The organism is Parvularcula sp. IMCC14364, from assembly GCF_030758415.1.
Taxonomy (GTDB): Bacteria; Pseudomonadota; Alphaproteobacteria; order Caulobacterales; family Parvularculaceae; genus Aquisalinus.
In genome coordinates this window covers 1,047,965-1,071,342 of the sequence record NZ_CP132334.1, presented here as the reverse complement: position 1 = coordinate 1,071,342, position 23,378 = coordinate 1,047,965, and the positions used below count along the sequence as shown (strand labels likewise).

Below are 23,378 nucleotides of genomic sequence, written 5' to 3'. Positions count from 1 at the left end.
GTTATGGCCCAAATTCATCCTTAATTTGTTAACTTGTGAGCAAACAGGGCCCGGCAAGAGCGTTCGAAAATCAGCCGCATTTTCGTGTTGACGCCCTGACAGGAAATCCTTATCTCATGCGTTCCTTAAGTGGGCCCGTAGCTCAGTCGGTAGAGCAACTGACTTTTAATCAGTGGGTCACAGGTTCGATTCCTGTCGGGCTCACCATCCCTTTTCATAAAAGTAATGCACTCCATCAAACATGGCAAACACCGGTGACTGGTGTCTGCGCTAATTACATGGCATGGAGGTTGGCGTTCAGATGATCTAACGTGGGGCCCTTGGCTCCCTCGTTCAATTAGAGAGTCCTGCTGCTGAATACTTCATTTGCTAACCGCCACCCGCTCTACCAGTTCGAATAGCTTTCGTTCCGCTTCGTCTTGTTGAGCAAGTGTGAATTCGTGTTTTTCGCGTATATCAGATTTGTTGGTGCCAGTTTGATATAAGTTCACTTCTAAAAATGGCTCTTCTTTGGGCGACAACTGGATGTACCCGATGCCGACATTCCACATGTCTGGGTTTTTGTAGGAAATATAAATGTCAATAAATGCCTCACCTCTGATTATTCGACCACCTGTCTTGACACCTTCACCTGGTAAAATATCGTCACTTAAATCGTACGTAGTTCTGAGTCTGTCGTAAATTTCCTGAAGGAGTTTTTTCGGTTCAGAGTCCTTAGGGCCAAAGAGTTTTGTGGCTTCCTTCGGAAAATCAATTCGCATTCTTTTTTCGATTGCACTTATTAGCAATTCAGATTCCTCTTCTGTTAAATCTCCATATCTCAGACAATTATGATACATATTAACGAGTTGAGTCTTATTTAGGCTCAGGACTCATTGATTGATCCAGAAGATCATCGTAGCTGCGATGCAGATGCTTGAGAAGTATGTGTGAGCACAGCGGTCATAGCGGGTGGCGACGCGCCGCCAGTCTTTTAGCCTTCCGAACATGATCTCGACTTTGTGGCGTTGTTTATAGAGAGTTTCGCAAAACTCCGCTGGATGACGCCGTCCTTTTCGCGGTGGGATGCAGGGCTGAATGTTTTTAGCGGTGAGAGCGCTGCGAAACTCATCGCTATCGTAACCCTTGTCGCCGATCAGGGTTTTCGCGCCCTCCGGCAGTGCCGGATAGATCAGCTTTGCGCCGATATGATCGCTTGTCTGTCCAGCCGTCAGACACATGATCAGCGGGCGTCCCATGTTATCGACAACGGCGTGAAGTTTTGAGTTCAAGCCGCCTTTTGTGCGTCCAATGTGCCTGGGAAAAGCCCCTTTTTTAAAAGGCTGGACGCGGTGCGATGGGCTTTCAAATGCGTGGCGTCAATCATCAGCGTTTCGGAAACGTCCCCTTGCGCAGACAGGTTCGAAAAGATGCGATCAAAAACGCCCAAGCGGCTCCAGCGGATAAAGCGATTGTATAAAGTCTTGTGCGGACCATATTCCTTCGGCGCATCACGCCAGCGCAAACCGTTGCGGATCACGAAGATGATCCCGGACAATACACGCCTGTCGTCAACGCGCGGAACACCACGGGATAAAGGAAAATACGGCTCAATCCGTGACAACTGCTCTTTCGATAACCAAATCAAATCGCTCATTGCAAAGCCTCCTTTGCAATCTTGAATCACCGTTCGTATCAGATCACAAGATTAATAGGTCCTGAGCCTAGCCTCCCACTCTCAATTAGAGTTAGAGCCTCTTGAACACGCGAGCTGATTTTAGCTTTGTCCATAATTCACCTCTGTAAAGCCCCATTGTTATGGCCCATTTCTTGGTGGAGTCTCAAGTGCTGTTGAAGCGCTCCCCAATGTTGGACCACCTGGCCGGAGTATTTTCCGGTTTGATGATCATGGCGGAGATTGGCCCACCATTCGATTTACCAGTTCGACAGGTGGGATATTGCCAATCGCACTGTGGGGTCGAAACTCATTATAGTCTCTACGCCAGTTCTCCAGTTTTTCCCGAGCATCGTCAAAGTTTATGAACCAGTGGGTGTTCAGACATTACGATGGTGAACGGCGTATTCCTCAGGCCCAGAAGTTGGCGATGAACAGGGCCGTCCACATGTATCGCAAGATACGCAGATACTTTTTTCACCCATTCAAGGGCGCGGGAAATATCAGAGATGTTTCAAAAATTGACCAATATCAAATGTCTTCCGCCTTGAGGGAGTATGCATGATGCAAAAAGGGGCGATCCATGCCGGGCGAACAACCAGCGTATCAGCGCGTAACCAGAAGCATTACATCGGAATCGCCATGGCAATGGCTGAACAAAGGTTGGGCAGATATCTGGAAAGACCCTGTGCTCAGCCTGGGGTACGGCTTTACTTTCGTCATGGTCGGTTTTGGCATCAACTATCTGCTTTGGGAAACCGGACTCTCGGCGTGGATACCGGTTGCCGTCGGCGCCTTTGCAATGGTCGGGCCGATGATGGCCATCGGGTTGTATGAATTGAGCCGGTGCCACGAAACACGGGAGCCTTATTCCGCCGCCAGTATTATCTTCGTTCGGGCAAAATCACCTCTTCACATTGCCTATATCGGTTTTATCATCATGTTCGCCCTTTTGGTATGGATACGAATTGCTATCGTTCTGTATGCCCTTTTTGTGTCCAGCACCTATATGCCGCTGACAAATTTCACGGAATTCATTCTGGAGACCCCCCAGGGGTTGATGATGCTGGTCGTCGGGTCGGTTGTTGGCGGGCTCATCGCTATTGTGATATTCGCGATGACGGCATTTTCCGTTCCACTGCTTCTCGACAGGAATTCAAATGTACTGGACGCAGTGATTGCCAGCATGAAAGTGGTGCGTGACAATCCGGGTCCATGCTTTCTCTGGGCCTGGATGATTGCCCTGCTCGTCGCCTTTGGGGCAGCAACCATTCTGGTGGGATTGATGCTCGTCTTTCCCCTGCTGGGACACGCAACCTGGCACGCTTATCGCGATATATTCAGTCAGTAGAAGCGTTAGCGCAGAGCCCGCTCAGTCTTCCAGATCATCATCAAGCAGAATACGGTTTGCTGCACCATCGAGATCTTCATACTGATTGGCATTTAGCGACCACATGAATGCACCGACGCCCAGCCCCCCCAGCAACAAGGCTGCCGGTATCAGAATCATGAGATTTTCCATTGGCTTAGTCTCCTTTTCCGATTTTCAGGCGCAGGGCATTCAGTGTGACAATGAGTGACGACCCGGACATGGCCAAGGCTGCAATAAGCGGCGTGACATGCCCTGCCATCGCAAGTGGTGCCGCAACACAGTTATAGAGGGCCGCGAAAGCAAAGTTCTGCAATATGTGACGTTGGGCACGCCGTGCCATTTTCCACGCTTTCGTAATAGCGCCAAGTCCCGGACCCTGAAAAACATAATCCGCGGCCGATTGCGCCGCCTCCACAGCTGATCCAGGTGACAGGGAAACATGTGCACTGGCAAGCGCCGGGGCATCATTGAGCCCGTCCCCTACCATCGCGACACGCTCACCACGGACAGCAAAATCTGACAGTTTTTCAAGTTTTTCTGACGGGGTGAGTGCCGCATACGCATCTTCTATGCCCACTTTCCTTGACAGGTTCTGCACTGGCACTTGCCTATCGCCGGACAGAAGGGACACTTTGATGCCGGCCTTCTTCAACTGCGCAATGGTTCTGGTCGCATCTTCCCTGACAGTATCTTCGAACCGCAGCACGGTTGGTGCTTCTCCTTCCAAAGAGATAAAGGTCAGGGTACTGTCATCACCTTCATGGTGATCATCTGCTCCGACGAACTCCGACCGCCCAAGCCTTGCCCGCTTCCCGTTTACAAGGCCGCTCACGCCCTGACCCGGCCGCTCCTCAACATCAGTTGCAACAATACCTGTACCGGCCACATCCACTATCGCGCGTGAGAGGGGGTGACGGCTCGCCCGCGCAAGGGCAGCAGCAGCATGTAACTGCGACGGGGCAAGTTCGGCGGCGTTGATCCACTGAGGTTTGCCAAGCGTGAGTGTGCCTGTCTTGTCAAAAACAATATGTGTGACCTGCGCCAGCCGCTCCAGTGCATCCCCCGCTTTTACGAGGACCCCACGCAGGAACAGTTCACCTGTCGCAACAATCTGGACCGCCGGCGTGGCCAACCCAAGCGCACATGGACAGGTAATGATCAGTACAGCTATGGCATTCATAAGGCTGACACGCAGTCCAGCATCAAAGATGAAAAGCCAGCCCAGAAAAGTAACTGCTGCCAGCGTATGAACGATGGGCACGTAAGCACGCGCTGCCCTGTCAGCCAGACGTACATAACGACTTTTACCCTGTTGACCCGCCTCAACCAGTCGCGCCAGTTCCGCAACAAGCGAATTGTCCACAGTGGCCGTTGCTTCCATCGTCACGACTGCGGAGACGTTCAGGATGCCCGCCTCAATATTGTCCCCCGGACCTCGCAACACCGGATCAGTTTCTCCGGTCACCAGTGAAACATCCATTTCGGAAAGCCCGGAGAGAATGCGACCATTAACGGGCACACGGTCGCCTGCTGCCAGTAAAATCTGATCACCTGGCTGGATATTTCTGGCCGGCACCGCATGTAATGCCCCGTCAGCATCCAAGCGGTTTGCTGAAACAGCCTGTAACGCCAGCAAATCCCGTGCGGCGGCGCGCGCGCGATTGCGCAAGGCGTGATCCAGCCAGCGGCCAATCAACAGAAAGAAAAGAAGCATGACAGCCGCATCGAAGTAAACTTCTTCACCCGACTGGAAAGTTTCAAAAAGTGAATAGGAAACGGCAAGCAGCACCGCGAGAGAAATTGGTACATCCATGTTGGCACCGCCCGAACGCAGCGCGCGCCAGGCTGACATGAAAAACGGGCGACCAGCATAGGCAGCCGCCGGGATAGCGATCAGGGCAGAGACGAAATGCATCAATGCGCGCGTTCCCTCTCCCATCTCACCGCCTGTGCCCGACCAGACTCCGATCGACAGAAGCATGATATTCGCCATTGCAAAACCGGCGACTGCCAGGCATCGGATCAGGAACCGCCCTTGCTCATCTGTCTCTTTCTCAGAAGCTTCCGGATCATATGGCGTCACACGATAACCCAGAGATCTGACAGTAGTGGTCACCTGTTCCGCCTGCAGATCACCCTGCCAGATGACACGCAACCTGCCCGTTGAGAGATTCAGACGCGCTTCCTGCATTCCAGGCAAGACCTTTAGCGCACCTTCTATCCTGGCAATGCAACCGGCGCATTTCGCACCGAAGACAGCAAGCTCGAGCCGCGACTGCTCGCCATCCTGGCGCACAAATGCATCCGGACAGACAACATTTTCTGCCAGATCGCTTGGCGGTGCCAGATTGCTTGGGCATCCACCGGGAGGTGTTTTGTCTATCTGAGCCACAGGCGCTTCTCGAAAGTTAGTTGCGTGCCGTCTGGTGCTGTGGCGACAGCTTTCAGATCCCAGACACCTGCCTCAAGCCCGTCAATTTGCGCTTCGTACAGATTACCCTGCGTCAACCTGAAGACAGGCGTAATATCCCGTTCATCTGTAGCAGGTCGGCCAAGTGTCGCCTCAAGGGTCATCTCCTGCAGGGGGGTATTTTCAGCATCGACCAGCCTTACCCTGATAGAAGTGTTACCAGCGGTGAGAGTATCTCCATCGTACAGAATGGCCTGCCATCCGAGAGATTCCTGCAGATCGCGTTCCGCCAGTACTTCATTATACTGAAGGCCCTGCATATAGGATTTCTTCTGCTCTTCCCCTGGAAACGATTTAAGGGCAAGTGTGATCATGACGGCATTGACTGAAGCGATAATGGTGAAGAAAATAATGACGGCTATGAGCACATGCCATCCGGTCAACTCGAATTGTTTTTTTGCCTGCGCGGTCATGGTCACCCCTTCCCTATCAATGACAGTAATTTCTCTGTTGTCTCGCCTGTGCGGTTATTAACAAGCGTGGCCTTGATCTGATTACCTTCCACCTCAGAATTCGGCAGCGTTAAAAAGACGCGCGTGTTCTGTAACTGATCCCCGGGAATGCGCAGCGCCAACGCTCCATCTTCTGGCGTATATCCGACAGCGTCCACAACGAGGGCGTCCGGGCCTGTAAAGGCAAGTGAAAATGATACTTCCTCGCTTACCTTGTTCAAGATACGAACGGTCAGGGCATTACGAATACTGCCGTCAGAAAGAACCGTAAAAGCAGGAGCACGGTTGCGTTCTATTGTAAATTCCATCGTTGCCCGATTAGTGAGACCAAAAAGCATGACAGCTGAGATAATCAGAATAACCGTTGAGTAAAACACTGTGCGGGAACGAAAAAGCTTCGGGAAGATACGTTTTTTCTCAGAATGAACGGTCGACCGATAGGTTGATCCGTAACCAATCAGTCCTGTTGGCCTGTTGACCTTACGCATGATGTCATCACACGCATCAATACATAATCCACAGTTAATGCATTCAAGTTGGTCCCCTTCGCGGATATCTATCCCCATAGGGCACGCAACGACACAGGCTTTGCAGTCAATGCAATCGCCGCGCGCCTCCCAGGACTGGCCTTTCTTGTGCTTGCCGCGCGGCTCACCACGCGCATGATAGTATCCCACGGAAAATGTCTCTGAGTCCGTCATGGCCGCCTGAATACGCGGCCATGGGCACATATATGTGCAGACCTGCTCACGCATTATACCGGCCAGCGTATATGTGGTGAACGTCAGTATTCCCAGAAAAAGATAGGCACTCATCGGTGCCTGTCCGGTGAAAAGATTGCCAATCACAGTAGGCGCATCATGAAAATAAAGCACCCAGGCCCCACCAGTGGCTGCGGCAATAAGTAACCACAGCGTATGTTTGCTAGTCTTCTTGAAAATTTTAGATACGCCCCACTTCTGCTTATCCAGCGCAATGCGTTTGTTCCTGTCCCCTTCTATCAATCGCTCAACAGCGATGAAAAGGTCCGTCCAAACTGTTTGCGGACAGGCATATCCACACCACAAGCGGCCAAAAACCGCCGTTACCAGAAAAAGTAATAATGCCGAGAGCACCAGAAGTCCTGTGACGAAATACAGCTCGTCTGGCCAGATCTCTATAAAGAAGAAATAAAATCGCTGGCCGGTAAAATCTACCAGCACAGCCTGGTCTGGCTCACTCGGTCCACGCGGCCAGCGCACCCATGGCAGGCCGTAATAAATACCCAGCGTAACAAACAAGAGAACCCATTTGATAAACCGGTATTTGCCATGCACCAGCTTGGGGTAGACAGCTTCGCGCTTCTTGTAGAGTTCACGTCTCTGCGTGCTGTTGACCGCAGAGACGTCATATTGCTGGATGCCTGACTGGCTCATTACTGACACTTTTTTCTGATGGCCGGATTATTCGCCGCCACCAAGCGTGTGAACGTATACAGCCAGGGCTGTGATGGTTGGCTCATCAAGACGCTCATTCCAGTGCGGCATGACTGCGTTGCGAGCATTGTAAATCGTGTCCCGAATTGCTGCGCGGTCATCGCCGAACAGCCATTCAGAATCTGTCAGATTGGGAGCCCCCTGTGCTCGATCACCCTGACCGTTTATACCGTGACAGGCAGAACACTGCGCCTGATAGACAGGCTCAATGCGTGCCACTGCTTCCATATCAGCATCACGCCCAGCCAGATTTTCGACATAATCAACCATATCCGTAATCTGTGCTGCGCTCAGTATGCCCTGAGCGCCAAAAGCCGGCATAATCGACATCCGCGCCTGCGGATGCTCTGAACGGATACCATAAGCTATGGTCTGCTTGATATCACTCAGTGTACCGCCCCACAGCCAGACATCGTCATTTAGGTTTGGATAGCCGCGGAAACCGCCGCCACCAACGCCATGACACGTGGCGCAATTATCACCAAAGGCAGATGCTCCTGACGCCATGGCAAATTGCAAGAGTTGTGGATCCTGCTCAATTTCTGGCAGTGAGCTTGCAGACAGAAGGCGCTCAGCATTCTCCGCCCTGACAGATTGTAACTGATCCAGCGCCAACTCCACATTTTCACGCTCTGAATGGTTACGCGTTCCTTGCAGATAGCCGGTAATGCCCGGCCAGGAGGGCATGAATACCCAGTACACCACCGACCATATGACGGTCACATAGAAAAGGATCAACCACCAGCGCGGCAGCGGATTGTTTAGCTCCTTGATGCCGTCCCATTCATGCCCGGTCGTATCGACACCAGACACCTCATCAATTTCTTTTTCGTCGTTATTTGTCATAGTCGTCGCTTTCGTCGAGCGGCATGCGTGCCGCATGGTCAAACTTTTGCCGATTGGAAGGCGCAAGCGCATAGAGAAGGATCATCAGGAAGGCGAGAACGAAGAGTAACAGCCCCAGTGTTTGTGCAAGTTGAGAAAGAAATTCGTACATTTATTATTCTCCTTACCGCCTGTTATCCGGGTCTTCAGCTTCATAGGTTGAGAAATCAACCATCGTCCCCAAAACCTGAAGATAGGCGATCAGCGCGTCCATCTCAGTGATGTCAGTATCAGTTGGAATATCCGGCACGCTCACCTCCGGCCACCTTTCTTCGAAGCCATCATAGTCCTCTGCGATCGGGTTTCCGGCCTGCATACGCAAATCATGCTTCGCACTTTCAATCTGCTCATCTGTATAGGGAACGCCAACGGTACGGTTTGCGCGCATCTTTGAAGCTGTCCGGTCCGCTTTGATCGAATTGTCTTCCAGGAACGCATAAGGTGGCATCACTGACCCGGGTACGAGGCTGCGTGGATCGATCAGGTGCTGCCTCTGCCATTCATCAGAATACTTGCCGCCCACGCGGGCAAGGTCCGGGCCTGTGCGTTTTGACCCCCACTGAAACGGGTGATCGTACATGCTTTCAGCCGCCAGAGAATAATGACCATAGCGCTCAACTTCATCCCGAAGGGGACGGATCATCTGACTGTGGCACACGTAACAGCCCTCACGGATATAGATATCGCGTCCCTCAAGTTCGAGTGGTGTATAGGGGCGCACCCCTTCCACCTCCTCTATCGTGGACTCGAGGTAGAATAGTGGCGCAATTTCTATCAAACCACCGATTGCAACGACCACGAGAATACCTGCCAGCAATGGCCCGGAGTTTCTTTCAAGGAATTTATGTCGATTTAACATTTTTGAACCTCGTTATGCCGTTGCCGGGACTGGTTGGGCTGATGTGACAGCATCTTCACGGATTTCCTTTTCGAGCTCATCGCCGCGTGCAGTGCGCCACAAATTATAGCACATGATCAGGGAGCCAATGAGGAACAATGTTCCGCCCACAGCGCGTATAATGTAGTATATATGCTTGGCTTCGACGGTCTGGATGAATGAATATTGCAGGAACCCGAAATCATCATAGGCGCGCCACCACAGACCTTCCAGAATGCCAGCCACCCACATGGACGTGATGTAAAGAAGGATGCCGACAGTTGAGATCCAGAAATGCCACTCAACAAGATTGTTTGAATAAATCCGCTTGCGCCCCCAGGCCCACTGGGCAAGACAATAAAGAGCACCAAAGCTGATATAACCAACCCAGCCAACGGCACCAGAGTGCACATGCCCGATAGTCCATTCAGTATAATGAGATAGAGAGTTGACCGCACGGATAGACATCAGTGGCCCCTCAAAGGTACTCATGCCGTAGAATGCGACAGCAACAATCATCAAGCGGATCACCGGATCAGTCCGGATTTTGTCCCATGCACCTGACAATGTCATCAAACCATTGATCATGCCGCCCCAGGATGGCATCCAGAGCATGATGGAAAAAGTCATTCCAAGCGTTTGGGCCCATTCCGGCAATGCCGTGTAATGCAGATGGTGCGGACCAGCCCAAATGTAGATGAAAATCAGAGACCAGAAATGCACGATTGACAGCCGGTATGAGTAAACAGGCCGCTCAGCCCTTTTCGGGATAAAATAATACATGATGCCGAGGAATCCGGCAGTCAGAAAGAAACCCACCGCATTATGTCCGTACCACCATTGTGTCAGCGCATCCTGAACACCGGCAAAGACAGAATAGCTGCGCGTTTCAACCAGTGATACCGGCACAGACAGGTTATTCACCACATGGAGCAGCGCCACTGTGACGATAAAGGCAAGGAAAAACCAGTTAGCCACGTAGATATGAGGCTCCTTGCGCTTCCAGATCGTCCCGATAAATACAAAAAGATAGGCGACCCAGACAATGGTGAGCCAGAGGTCTGCATACCACTCCGGTTCAGCATACTCCTTGGACTGCGTAACCCCCATCAGGTACCCCGTGGCAGCAATCACAATGAAAAGCTGGTAGCCCCAGAAGACAAACCAGGGGGCGACACCGCCCGCGAGTCTGGCGCGGCAAGTCCGCTGAACAGCATAGAAGGAGGTTGTGATCAGCACGGTACCTCCAAACGCGAATATCACCGCTGAGGTATGCAGGGGCCGCAGTCTGCCAAAATTGGTCCAGCCCAATTCCTCAAAGTAGAGGAACTCAGGGAAGGCAAGCTGGAAAGCGATCACAACACCAACAAGAAAGCCGACCACACCCCAGAAGGCAGACAGGCCAACACCGACCTTCACGATGCCCATCATGTACGTACTCTCATCACGCGCCTTCGCATTCCCCGACCAGTGTATCAGGGCGAAAATGCCGAGATAAAAAGCGCCAAGAAAGATAAGGGCGTGTACGCGCATCAGCTCATCCGGCGAGCGCATTGTCACGAACAGGAAAAACAGGCTCGCCAGGAGTAGAAAGATACCAAGAATGGTAACGTCACTGCCCCGCACAGGCATATTACCATGTTTATTAGCCACGTCAGATGTCATGTCACAAACTTCCAGTGTTGTTTGAGACATCGGTAGCAAAACCGACAGCAAGCTATTTGACCTAAATCAATCCTCTGCCGCAGAAAGACAATAAATTCAGTAACAGGAAACAGGGAAGAAGTTTGTGGCGATACGGACTCTGCGCCTTGCCGGTTTACTTGCCTTCGCGTTGAGCTTCAATCCCGCGAATACCCAGCATTATGCGCCGGGGGATAACGGTGCCATGATAAAAATCTGCACCAGTACAGGCTTCTATTATATTTCAGAGAATGAGTTGCTCGGAGACGACGACAAAAAACCTGATCCGGCCCCCACAGCCTGCCATGCGGTTTGCGCCTCCGAGCGTCAGAAGTGCATCCCGAAATCAGCTAGGCAGAAATAGTGTCAGCGAAAACCACACGGCGACCTGAAACTTCTTTAAGCGCACCGGATTTTTTCAGGCTGGCAAGTGTGCGGCTGAGTGTTTCCAGGCGCAACCCCAGATAATCGGCCATATCCTGCCGGGACATCGAGAGGAAGACCATATCTTCCGTGCTGCTGCCATGGGCACGCACCATCTCCAGAAAACTCAGCACACGCTCTTCTGCCGTCTTTTTACCAAGAAGCACGATATGGTTTTCAGCCTTCTGCATTTCAGACTGGCCGCGCGCCAAAAGGCGGTTCTTTATGCCCGGATATTTCTGACTGGTGTCATCAAGGTATTCATGGGGGAAACGGCAGACCATGCTCGGCTCCAGCGCCTCAGCGGTGTGGAAGCTGGATTCCGTTGGTTGAAGCCCCAGATAATCGCCCTGGAAAAGAAAACCCACGATCTGACGTCGCCCGTCTTCCAGATGACGCACTAGACGAAAACTGCCGTCGACGACTACAAAGAGGTTGCCGTTCGGCTCCCCTTCTGAAATCAAGGCCTTCCCCTCGGACACTGCGCCATGGGCCATGGTTCTGGAAATTTCACTGATTTCCTGCGCGTTTAATTCCGCGCAAATTGACTTATCCCTCACCTGACATAGTGAACAGAAACCTTCGTCCGGGCCTTTATAAGGGCAGTCCTTTGTCTGGTTCATTCTTTTCGCAACATTCCAGCTAACCCCTGCATATAAAAGGCATTTTAAGCCAGATGGTGTTGATTTGGCAACCAGACTAGACAGCCTGCGTGAGAGATTTCTGTGTTGTTTCGATGTATGGATCAAACGCAGCAGCCACGACACGCGAAAACGCCCGCGCCTGTTCGGGAATGATTATTTTACCGTCTTCCCAGACAGCTATACCATCCTCAATATAGGGGGATAGCCTGGCACGAATCCCGGCCAATTTTGACGGGCTCGTTGCCTCAGCCACCGGGTAATAGTCATTCAGATTTGTGCTCCTGAAACAGAGCAGATCAGAAATAATGCGCCCGCAGGTTTCATCTTCGGCACTTCGAACCCAACCTTTTTCTACGGCCAGTTCTCCCGCTTCAATCAATCGGGTGTATTGATCTGTGCGCTTCGCGTTTTGCGCATAAACCCCCTTCACCAGACTTATGGCAGAAACGCCAAGGCCAATTACATTCTCGGCAATATCATCGGTAAAGCCTTGGAAATTGCGGCGGAGGTTTCCGGTCATGGCCGCATAGGCTAGCGGGTTATCAGGCTTGGCAAAGTGATCAAAACCGACACGGCAGTAGCCATGTTCAACCAGATATGAATCCGCCTGTTGCGAAAGCGCATAACGCGCATCTCTGTCAGGCAGGTCCTCATCGCGGATCAGACGTTGATGTTTGAGCCGGGCGGGCAGATGAGCATAGCCAAAAAGGGAAATTCTGTCCGGCGACAGGCTCTCTGCTTTTTCCAGTGTCGATGCAAAAACTTTTGTTGATTGGTGCGGCAACCCATACAGAAGATCAAAACTGATATCATCGATGCCACTGGCCCGCATCTCAGCGACACATTCCTCAATCAGTTCGTAAGGCTGGATGCGGTTGATTGCAGCCTGAACCCGAATATCGAAATCCTGTACGCCAATACTGAACCTGTTCACACCAAACGCGGCAAGGGAGCGGATCAAGCCGGGCGGACAATAGCGCGGATCTACTTCCATCGCGATATGGGTCTTGTCCGTCAGGCCAAGATTAAGCTCGACTGCGTCAAAGATTTTCCCCAGGTCTTCGCGCGACAGAAAGTTGGGTGTGCCGCCCCCAAAGTGTATGCTGACAACCTCGCCGCGTCCTTCCAGATGCCGCGCAGCCAACTCGATTTCCCGAATTAATGTCTGTGTATAGTGCGCCGCACGATCATAGTTATTCTCAACCGACATATTGCAGCCGCAATACCAGCAAAGCTGTTGGCAAAAGGGCACATGCAGATAGAGAGAAACCGGCTCATACGGCGCGATCTGGGCCAAGGCCCCGGACAGGACATCCCCGTTCACACGATCATCAAAGAACAGCGCCGACGGAAAACTCGTGTATCGGGGCGCGTTAGACAGAAGGTATTTTTGCCAGACCATTTTCATGGTCTATTCGTGACAGATAATTCAGCCACAATAACTGACTTAATCAAATCAGCTGCACGTAACGCAAATTATTCTGCATTGAAACTCACGACGCCCATCTCAAAATCGCCATTACCTGAAGCTCCACATTAAACTGGTTTATAGTCTGGGCCTGTGAGGCTCGCCATTCCCCGGTAAGTGACGAGAGCATAACGCCAAAGGCTATAGACCTGCGTGTTCTCTGGAGTGATGGTCCGAAATGATCCGAGGAGCATTGCGCCCCTAAATTCAGCAACGGAATTTCCTCAAATCTGCATCAACCTAACGCACGCGCTCTTCTTCGTCGGCTTTATCCCCCTCGCCTTCGTCAGGTTCGGCTGTTTTCGGGTCCTCTGGAATATATTCGAAAGCCAGCTGTGAGCTGTCATCCTTATCACGCAGCACACGGACGATGCCACCATGCTTCAGGGAACCGAACAGGAGCTCATCGGCAATCGGCTTCTTGATATATTCCTGAATGGTGCGGGCCAGAGGCCTAGCGCCCATTTCCTCATCGAAGCCCTTTGCGGCAAGCCAGCTCGTTGCCTCTTCGGTCAATTCGAACGTAACATTGCGGTCGGCCAGTTGCGCTTCAAGCTGAAGGACGAATTTGGCAACGATGCGTTCGATAATCGGCGCAGAAAGACCGGCAAACTGGATCGTAGCGTCGAGGCGGTTACGGAATTCCGGCGTGAAGAGGCGCTTGATCGCAGCATCACTTTCATCAACCTTCTTGCCCGCGCCGAAGCCAATCGCCATCTTCGCCGCGTCAGAGGCACCAGCATTGGTGGTCATGATCAGGATGATATTGCGGAAGTCTATTTTCTTGCCATGGGTATCTGTCAGGCTGCCATTATCCATGACCTGCAGCAGGATATTGTAAATATCCGGGTGCGCCTTTTCGATCTCGTCCAGCAACACAACCGCATGCGGATTCTGGTCAACTGCATCGGTTAACATGCCACCGCCCTGGTCGAAGCCGACATATCCTGGCGGCGCGCCAATGAGGCGCGAGACTGTGTGCCGCTCCATATATTCGGACATGTCGAAGCGCAGGAGTTCCACGCCCATCATGTTGGAAAGCTGTTTGGCAACTTCCGTCTTGCCAACACCCGTGGGTCCCGCAAACAGATAGGAACCAATGGGCTTGTCCGGCTCACGCAGGCCTGCCCGCGCCAGTTTGATCGCGGCGGAAAGCTGTTCAATTGCATTATCCTGTCCGTAAACAACACGTTTCAGGTCATCCGGCAGGGATTTCAGTTTTTCTTCATCTGACTTGGAAACAGACTTTGGCGGAATGCGCGCCATCGTGGCCAGTGTCTCTTCAATATGGGGCACGTCAATGACCTCAGCCCGGTCCTCTTTCTTGAACAGCATCTGGCGGGCTCCGGCTTCGTCGATCACGTCGATTGCCTTGTCCGGCAGTTTTCTGTCCGTCATGTAGCGGGCGGACAATTCCACAGCCGTCTTGATCGCTTCATCCGTATATTTGAGATTATGATGATCTTCAAAATATGGCCGGATGCCGCGCAGGATTTCAATTGTATCGGGTACAGATGGCTCGACAATATCAATTTTCTGGAAGCGACGTGCGAGCGCTCTATCCTTCTCGAAATGCTGTTTGAACTCCTTGTATGTGGTGGAGCCCATGCAGCGGAATTTCGTGTCCTGCAAGGCAGGCTTCAACAGGTTTGAGGCATCCATGGCACCGCCGGACGTGGCCCCTGCCCCGATCACGGTATGGATCTCGTCGATGAACAGCACAGCCCCTTCGATTGAGGTGATCTGCTTGAGGACGGCTTTCAGACGCTCTTCAAAATCGCCGCGATAGCGCGTTCCGGCGAGCAGTGCGCCCATATCGAGAGAATAGATCGTGGCATTCTCAAGCACATCGGGCACTTCTTCATCGACAATCTTGCGTGCGAGCCCTTCCGCTATCGCGGTTTTGCCAACACCGGGATCACCAACCAGAATCGGGTTGTTCTTGCGCCGCCGACAGAGAATCTGGATCGCGCGCTCAACCTCTTTTTCCCGGCCAATCAGCGGGTCAATCTCATCCTTGCGGGCCTTCTCGTTCAAGTTGACGGTATAGGACGAAAGCGCATCCTGCCCAGCCTTGTTCTGTGCATCTTCTTCCTGGTCGGCGCCGGCAGGTGTGCGGTTTTCGCCCGGCTGTCCGTTCTTAGTGAGACCATGGGAGATATAGTTTACCGCGTCATAACGGGTCATCTCCTGTGCCTGGAGGAAGTATGCCGCGTGGCTCTCGCGCTCTGCAAACAGGGCGACGATAATGTTGGCACCCGTCACCTCGGAGCGGCCAGAAGTTTCCACATGGATCAGCGCCCGCTGCACCACTCGGTGGAAGCCTGTGGTGGGTTTGGCATCATCTTCGTCTTCCGAGACGAGCTTTTCGAGGTCTTCATCCAGGTAGTCTTTCAGGTTCTGCCTCAACTCGTCGAGATCGACGGAACAGGCCGTCATCACGCCGATAGCATCAGGGTCTTCTATAAGCGACAGAAGCAGATGCTCCAGCGTGGCAAGCTCGTGCTTGTACTCATTGGCGATGGAAATCGCGCGATGAATGGACTTTTCTAGGTTCTCTGAAAAACTGGCCAAAATATGCTCCGGGTTCGTGGGTGACCGTTATGTGGTGGTTCCCTCATTCCTTTTCCATGATGCACTGCAAAGGATGATCATTGCGGCGGGCAAGTTCCATGACCTGCGCGACCTTAGTCTCCGCGACTTCAAAGGTATAGATGCCGCAAATGCCAACACCGGTCTGATGGACGTGAAGCATGATGCGCACGGCCTCCTCTGCGGATTTATTGAAGACTGACTCAAGCAGCCAGACAACAAATTCCTGCGGCGTGTAGTCATCGTTCAGAAGGATAACCTTGTAGAGCGAGGGTTTTTTTGTCTTGGGTTTTTCTCGCGTGATTGTGCCCGTTTCCCGATCCTCGTTGGGGTCACGGTCTGGGCCACAATGTGCTGGCGTGAGAATATACGTGTTGATTGCTGTCATGTTGAAGGCATTATTTGGGGCTTTGGCGACACTCTGCAAGCATCGACTTAACACATGGCGGTAAATAATTCGCGCAACCCGTCAGTCGGGTCAGGCGAGCAGCTCTGCTTCAAGGGCGCTGAGCCAGTCAGATACACGGCGGCGATTGACGCCCATGTCAGAATAGCCAACTTTGGAAGCCGAATAGATCAGGAGTTTCGTGCGCCCCTGGCCTGCGTCAAGAAAGCGGATCGTGATGGTGTCCGGAAAGCGAAACAGGGCGGAACGCTGGACATACTCATAGGTCATGGTGTCACTGTCGCCATCGGTTCTTATGGTACGCGCCTGACGCGCCGTGACAGCCTCCCAGGCGGCATGAACCGTGGCGGGCGGATGCGCAAGAACTGGTGGTTCGCGGTCCGCCCGGGCATTCGGGCAGTTTTCCCGGTCTGCAACCAGATAATTATTGGGCTTGTGTGTGCGCTTCAGCGTTTCGAAATTGATCATGGCGCCCTCCAGAATTGTGGTCCTGTAAACAAACAGGGCCCGGCGCATATGGCCAGGCCCTGATACTCAAACTGTCAATGCTGCGTAACGCAACAGCCTAGAAGCGGTAACCCTGGGCTTTTTCTACAACTTCTGTGTAGCGCTTGCTCAGCGGCTCAGAAGCCGTCTTGGCAGTGGCTGTCCATGCATCAGCAAATTTTTGCATTTGCGCCAGATTGGTTTCAAATGCTGTGCGCACGAAATCTGTCTGGGCCTGCATGAATTCCTGTGGTGTTTTCAGAGAAGAAACAGCCTTCATCTGCTCAACAGATTTTTCAACGGCCTCTTTGGCGAAAGCTGCATTGTCAGCAGCGATTTCTTCAACACCCTTGGCGTAATGTGTGGCGGATTCCATGACAGCGTCGAAATTTTCTTTTGAAAATTCGCTTACGTCAGTCATGCCCTTTGACATTTTTTCAAAGCCGTCTTTCATTGATGTTGTTGCCTGCTCGGCAAAATCTTCAAACTGCTCGGCTGATGCGGCAGCAGGTTTTTTCTTAGTTGCACTCATCGCGGTATCTCCTGAATTATTTTTCATCGGCCCAATCGAACCGACACTTTGTTGCGCTGCAACATATGTGGAGAATCAGGCGTGTTGTCAAGGTGGAATTTGTGCAGCGCACAAAACTTTATTGGTGTGAAAACTGGCCCGCTTCTTGAGACATCAGCTTGGTAAATGATTTATTAACCCGCTGTTTACCGAATTGAAGCAATTTCAAGTTGCCTAGAAGCAGTGTTACAAAGTATCATTCTGGCACGAAGCGGGAATGAGTTGAAACAGGAGTTATAACGTGCTGGCCCCTCGCTTTTTCAACTTTTTGCCTGCCTTACTCGCCTCACTAGCCCTCACCCTGATCGGCGCTGCGCAACCAGCCCTGGCCAACAGTAAATATGCCGCGCTGGTGATCCATGCGGATACTGGCGATATTCTCTTCGACAAATATTCCACGCAGCGGCGCTATCCGGCCTCCCTGACCAAGATCATGACGCTTTATCTCCTGTTTGAAGAACTGGAAAAAGGCAACCTGACACTGGAGTCAAAACTTACCGCCAGTCACTACGCCGCATCGATGCCTGCATCGGACCTTGGCCTCAAGCGCGGCCAGACCATCAAGGTTGAAGATGCCATCAACGCGCTGGTCATCAAATCCGCCAATGATGTGGCTGTTGTCGTGGCGGAGAAAATTGCCGGAAGCGAGAAAGCCTTCGCCACCAAAATGACCAACAAGGCATGGTCCATGGGTATGCGCTCAACACAGTTCCGGAATGCCTCCGGCCTGCCAAACTCAAAGCAATACACAACCGCTCGCGATATGGCTGTGCTGGCGCGGCGAATGATGCAGGACTTTCCGCAATACTGGCACTATTTCCAGAAGGAAAATTTAAGCTGGAAGGGCAACACCTACAACACACATAACAAGCTGGTTGGCAGCTTTGACGGCGCCAATGGGTTGAAGACCGGCTATACCCGCATGTCCGGTTATAATCTTGCGACAACCATCACGCGCGGTGACAACCGGTTGATTGGTATCGTCCTTGGCGGTCGATCTGGTACGACCCGCAACCGCCATATGCGCGAAATTCTCGACAAGGCGTATAAGGATATTGCAGCAAAACCGTATCTGGTCAGTGCTGTTTATCGCGCGAAACCAAGACCTAACATGAAACCGACAACCCTTGCCACGCTTGGCGGTGTCTGGCCACCAGCTGACTATCAGCTGGTTTCTGCCAACGATATTGGCAATGCCCCTACCGTCAATGGCTCAACAGCCATGCAGTACGAACTGGCCAACAGGGCGGCGGAATTGGGCCTCACAGATGATATGGGGATTTTGATCACCGAGAATATGACTGAAACCGAACGTCTCAACGCCATGTCGCTGGCGCAAGCCTATGAGGAAGGTCCCTACGCACAAGGTGATGCAGATGCAAACCTGCCAACAGCGGACCTGATCTGGAGTATTCAGACTGGCGCGTACAGCACGCAGGACAGAGCGAATACGGAACTGGCAGAAATTCAGCAGGCATTCACAACACTGTTGATCGGCGCCTCCCCCGTCATTTCCGAAATCATTTCGGATGGCAAATCGATCTATCGTGTCAGGTTCAATTACATGACAGAGAACCAGTCATCTCTGGTCTGTTCTGCCATCATCGCTGACGGTGGTGGATGTTTCGTGATGCGCGAAACCGACGCATCCGGAAACTAGAGACAGTCTCAACCAGATCATTTTTTTGCCTGTAATACTGGATCCAGCCTCACAGGCAGGCATTAGCAGTACCAAATAAAATACCCCGTCTGGCAAGACAGGGTATTCTCAGTCCTAGTATCACTTAAAGTGCGAGAACACGCTGACTTTAATCAGACAACACCATATGCGACCATCGCCGCTGCGACCTTTTCAAAGCCCGCGATATTGGCGCCGGCAACATAATTGACCTTGCCATCGCCCTCGCCATATTTCACGCATTTTGCATGAATGTCTTTCATGATGTTCTGCAACCGTCCATCAACTTCCTCCGCATCCCAAGAAATACGCAGTGAGTTCTGGCTCTGCTCAAGGCCGGAAACTGCCACACCACCAGCATTTGCCGCTTTAGCAGGGCCGAAGAGGACACCAGCATCAAGGAAGTGATGCACGGCTTCCAGCGTCGAAGGCATGTTAGCGCCTTCAGCAACAACTCTGACGCCATTATCAATGAGCTCTTTGGCATCATCAGCATTCAGCTCGTTCTGGGTCGCGCATGGCAGGGCAATGTCACATTTAACACCCCAAGGGCGTTTGCCTTCAAGATATTTGGCAGATGAGTATTTCTCAGCATACTCACTGATCCGGCCACGACGGACTTCCTTCAACTGCTTTATGAATTCCAGTTTCTCTTCATCAATGCCATCAGGGTCATAGATACTGCCACCGGAGTCTGACGCCGTGAGAGGCTTGCCGCCATAATGGAGCACTTTCTCAATCGCGTAAGTTGCCACATTACCGGAACCTGAAACGACAACATCCTTGCCTTCGACGCTGTCATCAATGTGGTTCAGCATGTTCTGGGCAAAATATACGGTGCCATATCCGGTTGCTTCTTTACGAATAAGACTGCCGCCATACTCAAGCCCTTTACCCGTCAGCACACCAACAAAATTGTTCTCAAGACGCTTATATTGACCGAACATGTAGCCGATCTCGCGCGCACCAACGCCAATATCCCCCGCCGGCACATCCTTGCTCTCGCCAATATGTCGGAAAAGTTCCGTCATCAGAGAGTGACAGAAACGCATGATCTCAAGATCCGAGCGCCCCTTTGGATTGAAGTTGGACCCCCCCTTCGCACCGCCCATGGGCAGACCGGTCAGGGCATTTTTGAAACATTGCTCAAAACCCAGAAACTTCAGGACGCTCAGCGTCACACTCGGGTGGAAACGCATACCGCCTTTATAAGGGCCGATGGCGTTGTTGAACTGCACCCGCCAGGCCTTGTTTGCCCTGATCGTGCCCGTATCATCTGACCAGGTGACGCGGAACATCACCACTCTGTCAGGCTCGGTCATCCGTTCAAGAATACGCCATTTACGAAACTGATCGTGATCAAGGTAATATGGCATGACTGTCTCGACCAGCTCCTGCACGGCCTGATGAAACTCACCTTCATGCGGATTACGCCGCTTGAGGCCTGTCATGAATTCCTTGACTTCTTTCTGGACTGCTTTTGAACCGGCCATTCTTCACTCCCCTGTTTTCTCTCTGTGAAATGCCGCCAGACTTCTCTCTTTTGCCTGAGTTGGCAAGCAGTTTTTGGTTAACCGCCGCGTGGTGAAAGCGTGCAGGTTTTGCTGCGCCGCACAATGATTAATTGCCTAAGTCAGGTAATCAACAAGTCGACTTGTCAACGGCACGGTGGCGTAGTGGCGCAACTCAATATCCGGGTCAATCCAGACATCAATCCCGGCTTGTGTACATTTGGTACTGAAATAGAAATCAGACGCGATAAACCCGTCAGGCTCCCCTTCGCGCGGCGGCGCAATGTCGTGGAAGAACCATGATTTACAGGTGCCCTCCGGGTGATGATATGTTCTGGCATAGTCAAGTTCGGCAAAAACGCTCGTCTGTATGCGAAGAAACGCTGTTGCCGCCAGCCCTGACACCAGATTGCCCTCACGTTTCATTTGCTGCCGGTCAGGAATGGAACAGAAGGATACATTTTTCGGGTCTCGCCGCTGTGGTGCCCCGGCAACAATACGGCAGTGCTGCGGCGCGGCGAAGAGCTTCATAAATTCTTCCGGCTCCCAGCCAATGTCAGAATCGATAAACACGACATCGGTTGCCCCGCGCTTTAATGCCTCCGCCACGAGGATGTTGCGCGCATGGGCAATGTTGGCCTGACCAACAACATTCAACCAGGCGAGCTGCTCCTTCACTGTGCGAAATGTTTTCAGCAAAGAGGATGTGAAATCTGCATCCGTGTTGCGATGGATTGGTGTACAGATGGCTATTTTGCGGGCCATGACATTCCTTAAAGGTGATCAACCATGCACGCCGTCAGGGCCACATTGTTGTAATGGCGCAACCGGATCGTCGGGTCGATCCAGTTTTCGACCCCCTCCTCCTTGCACTTCATGCTGAAATAATAATCCTCGTTGATGAAACCGCTGACACCATGTTCCTTGTTATAATAACGCACATAATCAAACCATGCGCGGGTTTCACCGTCAGGGTGCTGATAGGCTTCTGCATATTTCAGGGAAGCAAAAACTCCCGACTTTATACGCATGAATGCTGTCGCCGCTATACCGGAGACAAGTCGCCCATTGGTTGCCTTTTTATCATCAACGACGCTGCAAAACTTGATATCCTGCTGATCCCGCCGCTGGGGGGCGCCAGCGACAATCAGACAGTCATCAGGCGCCTCAAAAAGCGCCGCAAAGGCATCCGGCTCCCAGCCGATGTCGGAGTCGATGAAGACAACATCATCCACGCCGCGCCTGATCGCTTCGGAAACCAGAATATTGCGGGCCTGCGCGAGATTGGCGTTACCGACCATGTTCAGCCAGGCCAGATTTTCCGGCTTCTTCACGGCGCGATAGGTCTTGATGAGCGAGGCTGTAAAATCCGCATGAGTGTAACGGTGTATCGGCGTACAGATAGCAACTTTTCGATCCATAGGGCGGACCTTAGGGGCACCCCCTTGCCCGATCAAGATAGAGCGGCGAGAGACTTGAGTTGATCAAGAAGTCTGTTCAAGACGGCTTTGCTGCCCTATGTCTTGCGTAGATTTTATCGAGGTTTGAAGATGCTGCTGTTCCTGGTCTGTGCCCTGCTGACATTCTGCGCTGTTGCGATGCTTGTCATTCCGTATTTGCGTCGCGGACAGACAGAACAGGCGGGGACCAGCGAATATAATCTGACGGTTTACCGCGATCAGCTTTCAGAACTGGACCGGGATGTAAGCCGCGGGGTGATCGCGCCGGAGGAACGCGAAGCAGCCAAACTTGAAATCGAGCGACGCATGCTGCTGGAAGCGAGAGCTGTGCAGGAGGAAAAAGCGCAGACAAAGAACGGGCCGCCAATTCTGCTGTTCAGTTTTGCCGGGCTTATGCCCATTCTTGCTGGCATCGTCTATTTCACCAATGGCAGCCCGGACCAGCCTGCTTCTCCCTTTGCTGAGCGCATTGATCTCGCCAGCGCCCCATCCGCTGCAGACGGTATGCATTCAGGGATGAATGACATGATCGGCTCCCTGCGCCAGCGCCTGGCGGCTAATCCTGAAGACGCGGAGGGCTGGGCCCTGCTGGCGCGCTCACTCATCAACCTCAATCGCTATGATGAAGCGATTGAGGCCTACCGGGAAGCCAATCGCGTTGTGGGCGGGCGCGACCGACAACTGGCCGCCGAGTATGCCGAGACCCTGGTTGTGGGCAATGGTGGCATGGTCAGTCAGGAAGCCAGGTCAATCTTTGAAGCCTTTCTGTCAGAGAACGAGAATGACCCGCAGGCAGTTTACTATCTGGCGCTTGCCAAGGCACAGCAAGGAAACGTCCCTGCCGCGGTTGCAGACTGGGAGCGGTTGATCAGCATATCACCGCCTGACGCGCCATGGCTGCCAGTCGTGCGCCAACAACTTGCTGCTGTTTCTGATGGTGATTTCGGGTCCGTTATCAGCCGGGCTCAGCAGACCGGCTCTGCGACTGTTCCACCTGTACAGCAACCCCAGCCTCAGCGCGGGCCAACTGCCGCAGATATTCAGGCCGCGCAGCAGATGACAAGTGACCAACAAAGCCAGATGATTGAGGGCATGGTGGCTGGCCTCGCCGCGCGGCTCGCTGAAGACCCGGAAGACCTTTCTGGCTGGAAAATGCTGGCAAGATCTTACGGCACACTTGGCCGGACGGAAGAAGCGCGGGCGGCCTATGAACAAGTGCTGCGGTTGTCACCTGATGATGCGGATGCAAAAGCGGCGCTGGGACGCTAAGA

The 23,378-nt window shown here is 52.5% G+C and carries 23 protein-coding genes, 1 tRNA gene and 1 pseudogene; 5 read left to right on the top strand and 20 right to left on the bottom strand.

What is annotated here, in order from left to right; genetic code table 11:
- Positions 1 to 131: 131 nt before the first annotated feature.
- Positions 132 to 207 (top strand) — tRNA-Lys (locus RAL90_RS05130).
- 155 nt (positions 208 to 362) lie between these two features.
- Here RAL90_RS05130 and RAL90_RS05125 read toward each other — a convergent pair.
- The 3 genes and pseudogenes from RAL90_RS05125 to RAL90_RS05115 all read right to left on the bottom strand — a co-directional run.
- Complete coding sequence (locus RAL90_RS05125; protein ID WP_306253447.1) at positions 363 to 761, bottom strand: hypothetical protein; 399 nt, start codon at positions 759 to 761, stop codon at positions 363 to 365.
- Between the two features lie 111 nt (positions 762 to 872).
- Positions 873 to 1,636, bottom strand: a protein-coding gene (locus RAL90_RS05120) for an IS5 family transposase (protein ID WP_306253446.1) whose coding sequence is annotated in 2 segments (ribosomal slippage) — positions 873 to 1,303 and positions 1,303 to 1,636 — 765 coding nt in all. Because the reading frame shifts where the segments join, the coding sequence is not laid out codon by codon here.
- A gap of 249 nt (positions 1,637 to 1,885) precedes the next feature.
- Positions 1,886 to 2,041: pseudogene (locus RAL90_RS05115) on the bottom strand (transposase); the annotation flags it as partial.
- A 196-nt stretch (positions 2,042 to 2,237) separates the two neighbouring features.
- On the opposite strand from RAL90_RS05115, the gene RAL90_RS05110 reads away from it, so the two are divergent.
- Entirely contained in the window at positions 2,238 to 3,005 is a 768-nt protein-coding gene (locus tag RAL90_RS05110; protein ID WP_306253445.1) for a DUF2189 domain-containing protein, read from the top strand.
- A gap of 21 nt (positions 3,006 to 3,026) precedes the next feature.
- On the opposite strand, the gene ccoS is transcribed toward RAL90_RS05110, so the two are convergent.
- From ccoS to ccoN, 8 genes are read right to left on the bottom strand one after another with little or no spacing between them, the layout of a single operon-like run.
- Positions 3,027 to 3,176, bottom strand: coding sequence for a cbb3-type cytochrome oxidase assembly protein CcoS (gene ccoS / locus RAL90_RS05105; RefSeq protein ID WP_306253444.1), 150 nt, complete (start codon positions 3,174 to 3,176; stop codon positions 3,027 to 3,029).
- Between the two features lie 4 nt (positions 3,177 to 3,180).
- The gene (locus tag RAL90_RS05100) at positions 3,181 to 5,418 is read right to left on the bottom strand and encodes a heavy metal translocating P-type ATPase (RefSeq protein ID WP_306253443.1); all 2,238 of its coding nucleotides are present in this window, start codon (positions 5,416 to 5,418) and stop codon (positions 3,181 to 3,183) included.
- Positions 5,406 to 5,909, bottom strand: a complete 504-nt coding sequence (locus RAL90_RS05095; RefSeq protein WP_306253442.1) for a FixH family protein — start codon at positions 5,907 to 5,909, stop codon at positions 5,406 to 5,408. Before RAL90_RS05095 ends, RAL90_RS05100 begins: the two co-directional genes overlap by 13 nt.
- Before the next feature lie 2 nt (positions 5,910 to 5,911).
- The gene (ccoG, locus tag RAL90_RS05090) at positions 5,912 to 7,363 is read right to left on the bottom strand and encodes a cytochrome c oxidase accessory protein CcoG (RefSeq protein ID WP_306253441.1); all 1,452 of its coding nucleotides are present in this window, start codon (positions 7,361 to 7,363) and stop codon (positions 5,912 to 5,914) included.
- Positions 7,364 to 7,390: 27 nt separating this feature from the next.
- Positions 7,391 to 8,269 (bottom strand): cytochrome-c oxidase, cbb3-type subunit III, encoded by an 879-nt coding sequence (ccoP, locus tag RAL90_RS05085; RefSeq protein ID WP_306253440.1) that lies wholly within the window; start codon positions 8,267 to 8,269, stop codon positions 7,391 to 7,393.
- Positions 8,259 to 8,420, bottom strand: a complete 162-nt coding sequence (locus RAL90_RS05080; RefSeq protein ID WP_306253439.1) for a cbb3-type cytochrome c oxidase subunit 3 — start codon at positions 8,418 to 8,420, stop codon at positions 8,259 to 8,261. Before RAL90_RS05080 ends, ccoP begins: the two co-directional genes overlap by 11 nt.
- Positions 8,421 to 8,432: 12 nt before the next feature.
- A complete protein-coding gene (gene ccoO, locus RAL90_RS05075; RefSeq protein ID WP_306253438.1) occupies positions 8,433 to 9,167 on the bottom strand; it encodes a cytochrome-c oxidase, cbb3-type subunit II in 735 nt (244 codons plus the stop codon).
- Positions 9,168 to 9,179: 12 nt separating this feature from the next.
- Positions 9,180 to 10,850 carry a cytochrome-c oxidase, cbb3-type subunit I gene (gene ccoN / locus RAL90_RS05070; RefSeq protein WP_372340405.1) on the bottom strand — a complete coding sequence of 557 codons (1,671 nt, stop codon included), beginning with the start codon at positions 10,848 to 10,850 and terminating at the stop codon, positions 9,180 to 9,182.
- A gap of 124 nt (positions 10,851 to 10,974) precedes the next feature.
- Here ccoN and RAL90_RS05065 point away from each other — a divergent pair, with 124 nt between their 5' ends.
- Complete coding sequence (locus RAL90_RS05065) at positions 10,975 to 11,232, top strand: hypothetical protein (RefSeq protein ID WP_306253436.1); 258 nt, start codon at positions 10,975 to 10,977, stop codon at positions 11,230 to 11,232.
- On the opposite strand, the gene RAL90_RS05060 is transcribed toward RAL90_RS05065, so the two are convergent.
- From RAL90_RS05060 to RAL90_RS05035, 6 genes are all read right to left on the bottom strand, one after another.
- Positions 11,219 to 11,914: a Crp/Fnr family transcriptional regulator gene (locus tag RAL90_RS05060; RefSeq protein ID WP_306253435.1), complete on the bottom strand. Its 696-nt coding sequence runs from the start codon at positions 11,912 to 11,914 to the stop codon at positions 11,219 to 11,221. The genes RAL90_RS05065 and RAL90_RS05060 overlap by 14 nt on opposite strands.
- Before the next feature lie 76 nt (positions 11,915 to 11,990).
- Positions 11,991 to 13,337, bottom strand: coding sequence for an oxygen-independent coproporphyrinogen III oxidase (gene hemN, locus RAL90_RS05055; protein ID WP_306253434.1), 1,347 nt, complete (start codon positions 13,335 to 13,337; stop codon positions 11,991 to 11,993).
- Positions 13,338 to 13,643: 306 nt separating this feature from the next.
- Complete coding sequence (gene clpA, locus RAL90_RS05050) at positions 13,644 to 15,977, bottom strand: ATP-dependent Clp protease ATP-binding subunit ClpA (RefSeq protein WP_306253433.1); 2,334 nt, start codon at positions 15,975 to 15,977, stop codon at positions 13,644 to 13,646.
- Positions 15,978 to 16,020: 43 nt separating this feature from the next.
- The gene (gene clpS, locus RAL90_RS05045; RefSeq protein ID WP_306253432.1) at positions 16,021 to 16,383 is read right to left on the bottom strand and encodes an ATP-dependent Clp protease adapter ClpS; all 363 of its coding nucleotides are present in this window, start codon (positions 16,381 to 16,383) and stop codon (positions 16,021 to 16,023) included.
- A 90-nt stretch (positions 16,384 to 16,473) separates the two neighbouring features.
- A complete protein-coding gene (locus RAL90_RS05040) occupies positions 16,474 to 16,869 on the bottom strand; it encodes a DUF1499 domain-containing protein (RefSeq protein ID WP_306253431.1) in 396 nt (131 codons plus the stop codon).
- A 97-nt stretch (positions 16,870 to 16,966) separates the two neighbouring features.
- Positions 16,967 to 17,419, bottom strand: a complete 453-nt coding sequence (locus RAL90_RS05035) for a phasin family protein (protein WP_306253430.1) — start codon at positions 17,417 to 17,419, stop codon at positions 16,967 to 16,969.
- A gap of 280 nt (positions 17,420 to 17,699) precedes the next feature.
- On the opposite strand from RAL90_RS05035, the gene RAL90_RS05030 reads away from it, so the two are divergent.
- Positions 17,700 to 19,118: a D-alanyl-D-alanine carboxypeptidase gene (locus RAL90_RS05030; RefSeq protein ID WP_306253429.1), complete on the top strand. Its 1,419-nt coding sequence runs from the start codon at positions 17,700 to 17,702 to the stop codon at positions 19,116 to 19,118.
- A 152-nt stretch (positions 19,119 to 19,270) separates the two neighbouring features.
- Here RAL90_RS05030 and gdhA read toward each other — a convergent pair whose 3' ends face one another.
- From gdhA to RAL90_RS05015, 3 genes are all read right to left on the bottom strand, one after another.
- Positions 19,271 to 20,629: an NADP-specific glutamate dehydrogenase gene (gdhA, locus tag RAL90_RS05025; RefSeq protein WP_306253428.1), complete on the bottom strand. Its 1,359-nt coding sequence runs from the start codon at positions 20,627 to 20,629 to the stop codon at positions 19,271 to 19,273.
- Positions 20,630 to 20,764: 135 nt separating this feature from the next.
- Complete coding sequence (locus RAL90_RS05020; RefSeq protein ID WP_306253427.1) at positions 20,765 to 21,412, bottom strand: hypothetical protein; 648 nt, start codon at positions 21,410 to 21,412, stop codon at positions 20,765 to 20,767.
- Between the two features lie 8 nt (positions 21,413 to 21,420).
- Positions 21,421 to 22,068, bottom strand: coding sequence for a glycosyltransferase family 2 protein (locus tag RAL90_RS05015; RefSeq protein ID WP_306253426.1), 648 nt, complete (start codon positions 22,066 to 22,068; stop codon positions 21,421 to 21,423).
- A gap of 129 nt (positions 22,069 to 22,197) precedes the next feature.
- Here RAL90_RS05015 and ccmI point away from each other — a divergent pair, with 129 nt between their 5' ends.
- Entirely contained in the window at positions 22,198 to 23,376 is a 1,179-nt protein-coding gene (ccmI, locus tag RAL90_RS05010; protein WP_306253425.1) for a c-type cytochrome biogenesis protein CcmI, read from the top strand.
- Positions 23,377 to 23,378 lie beyond the last annotated feature (2 nt).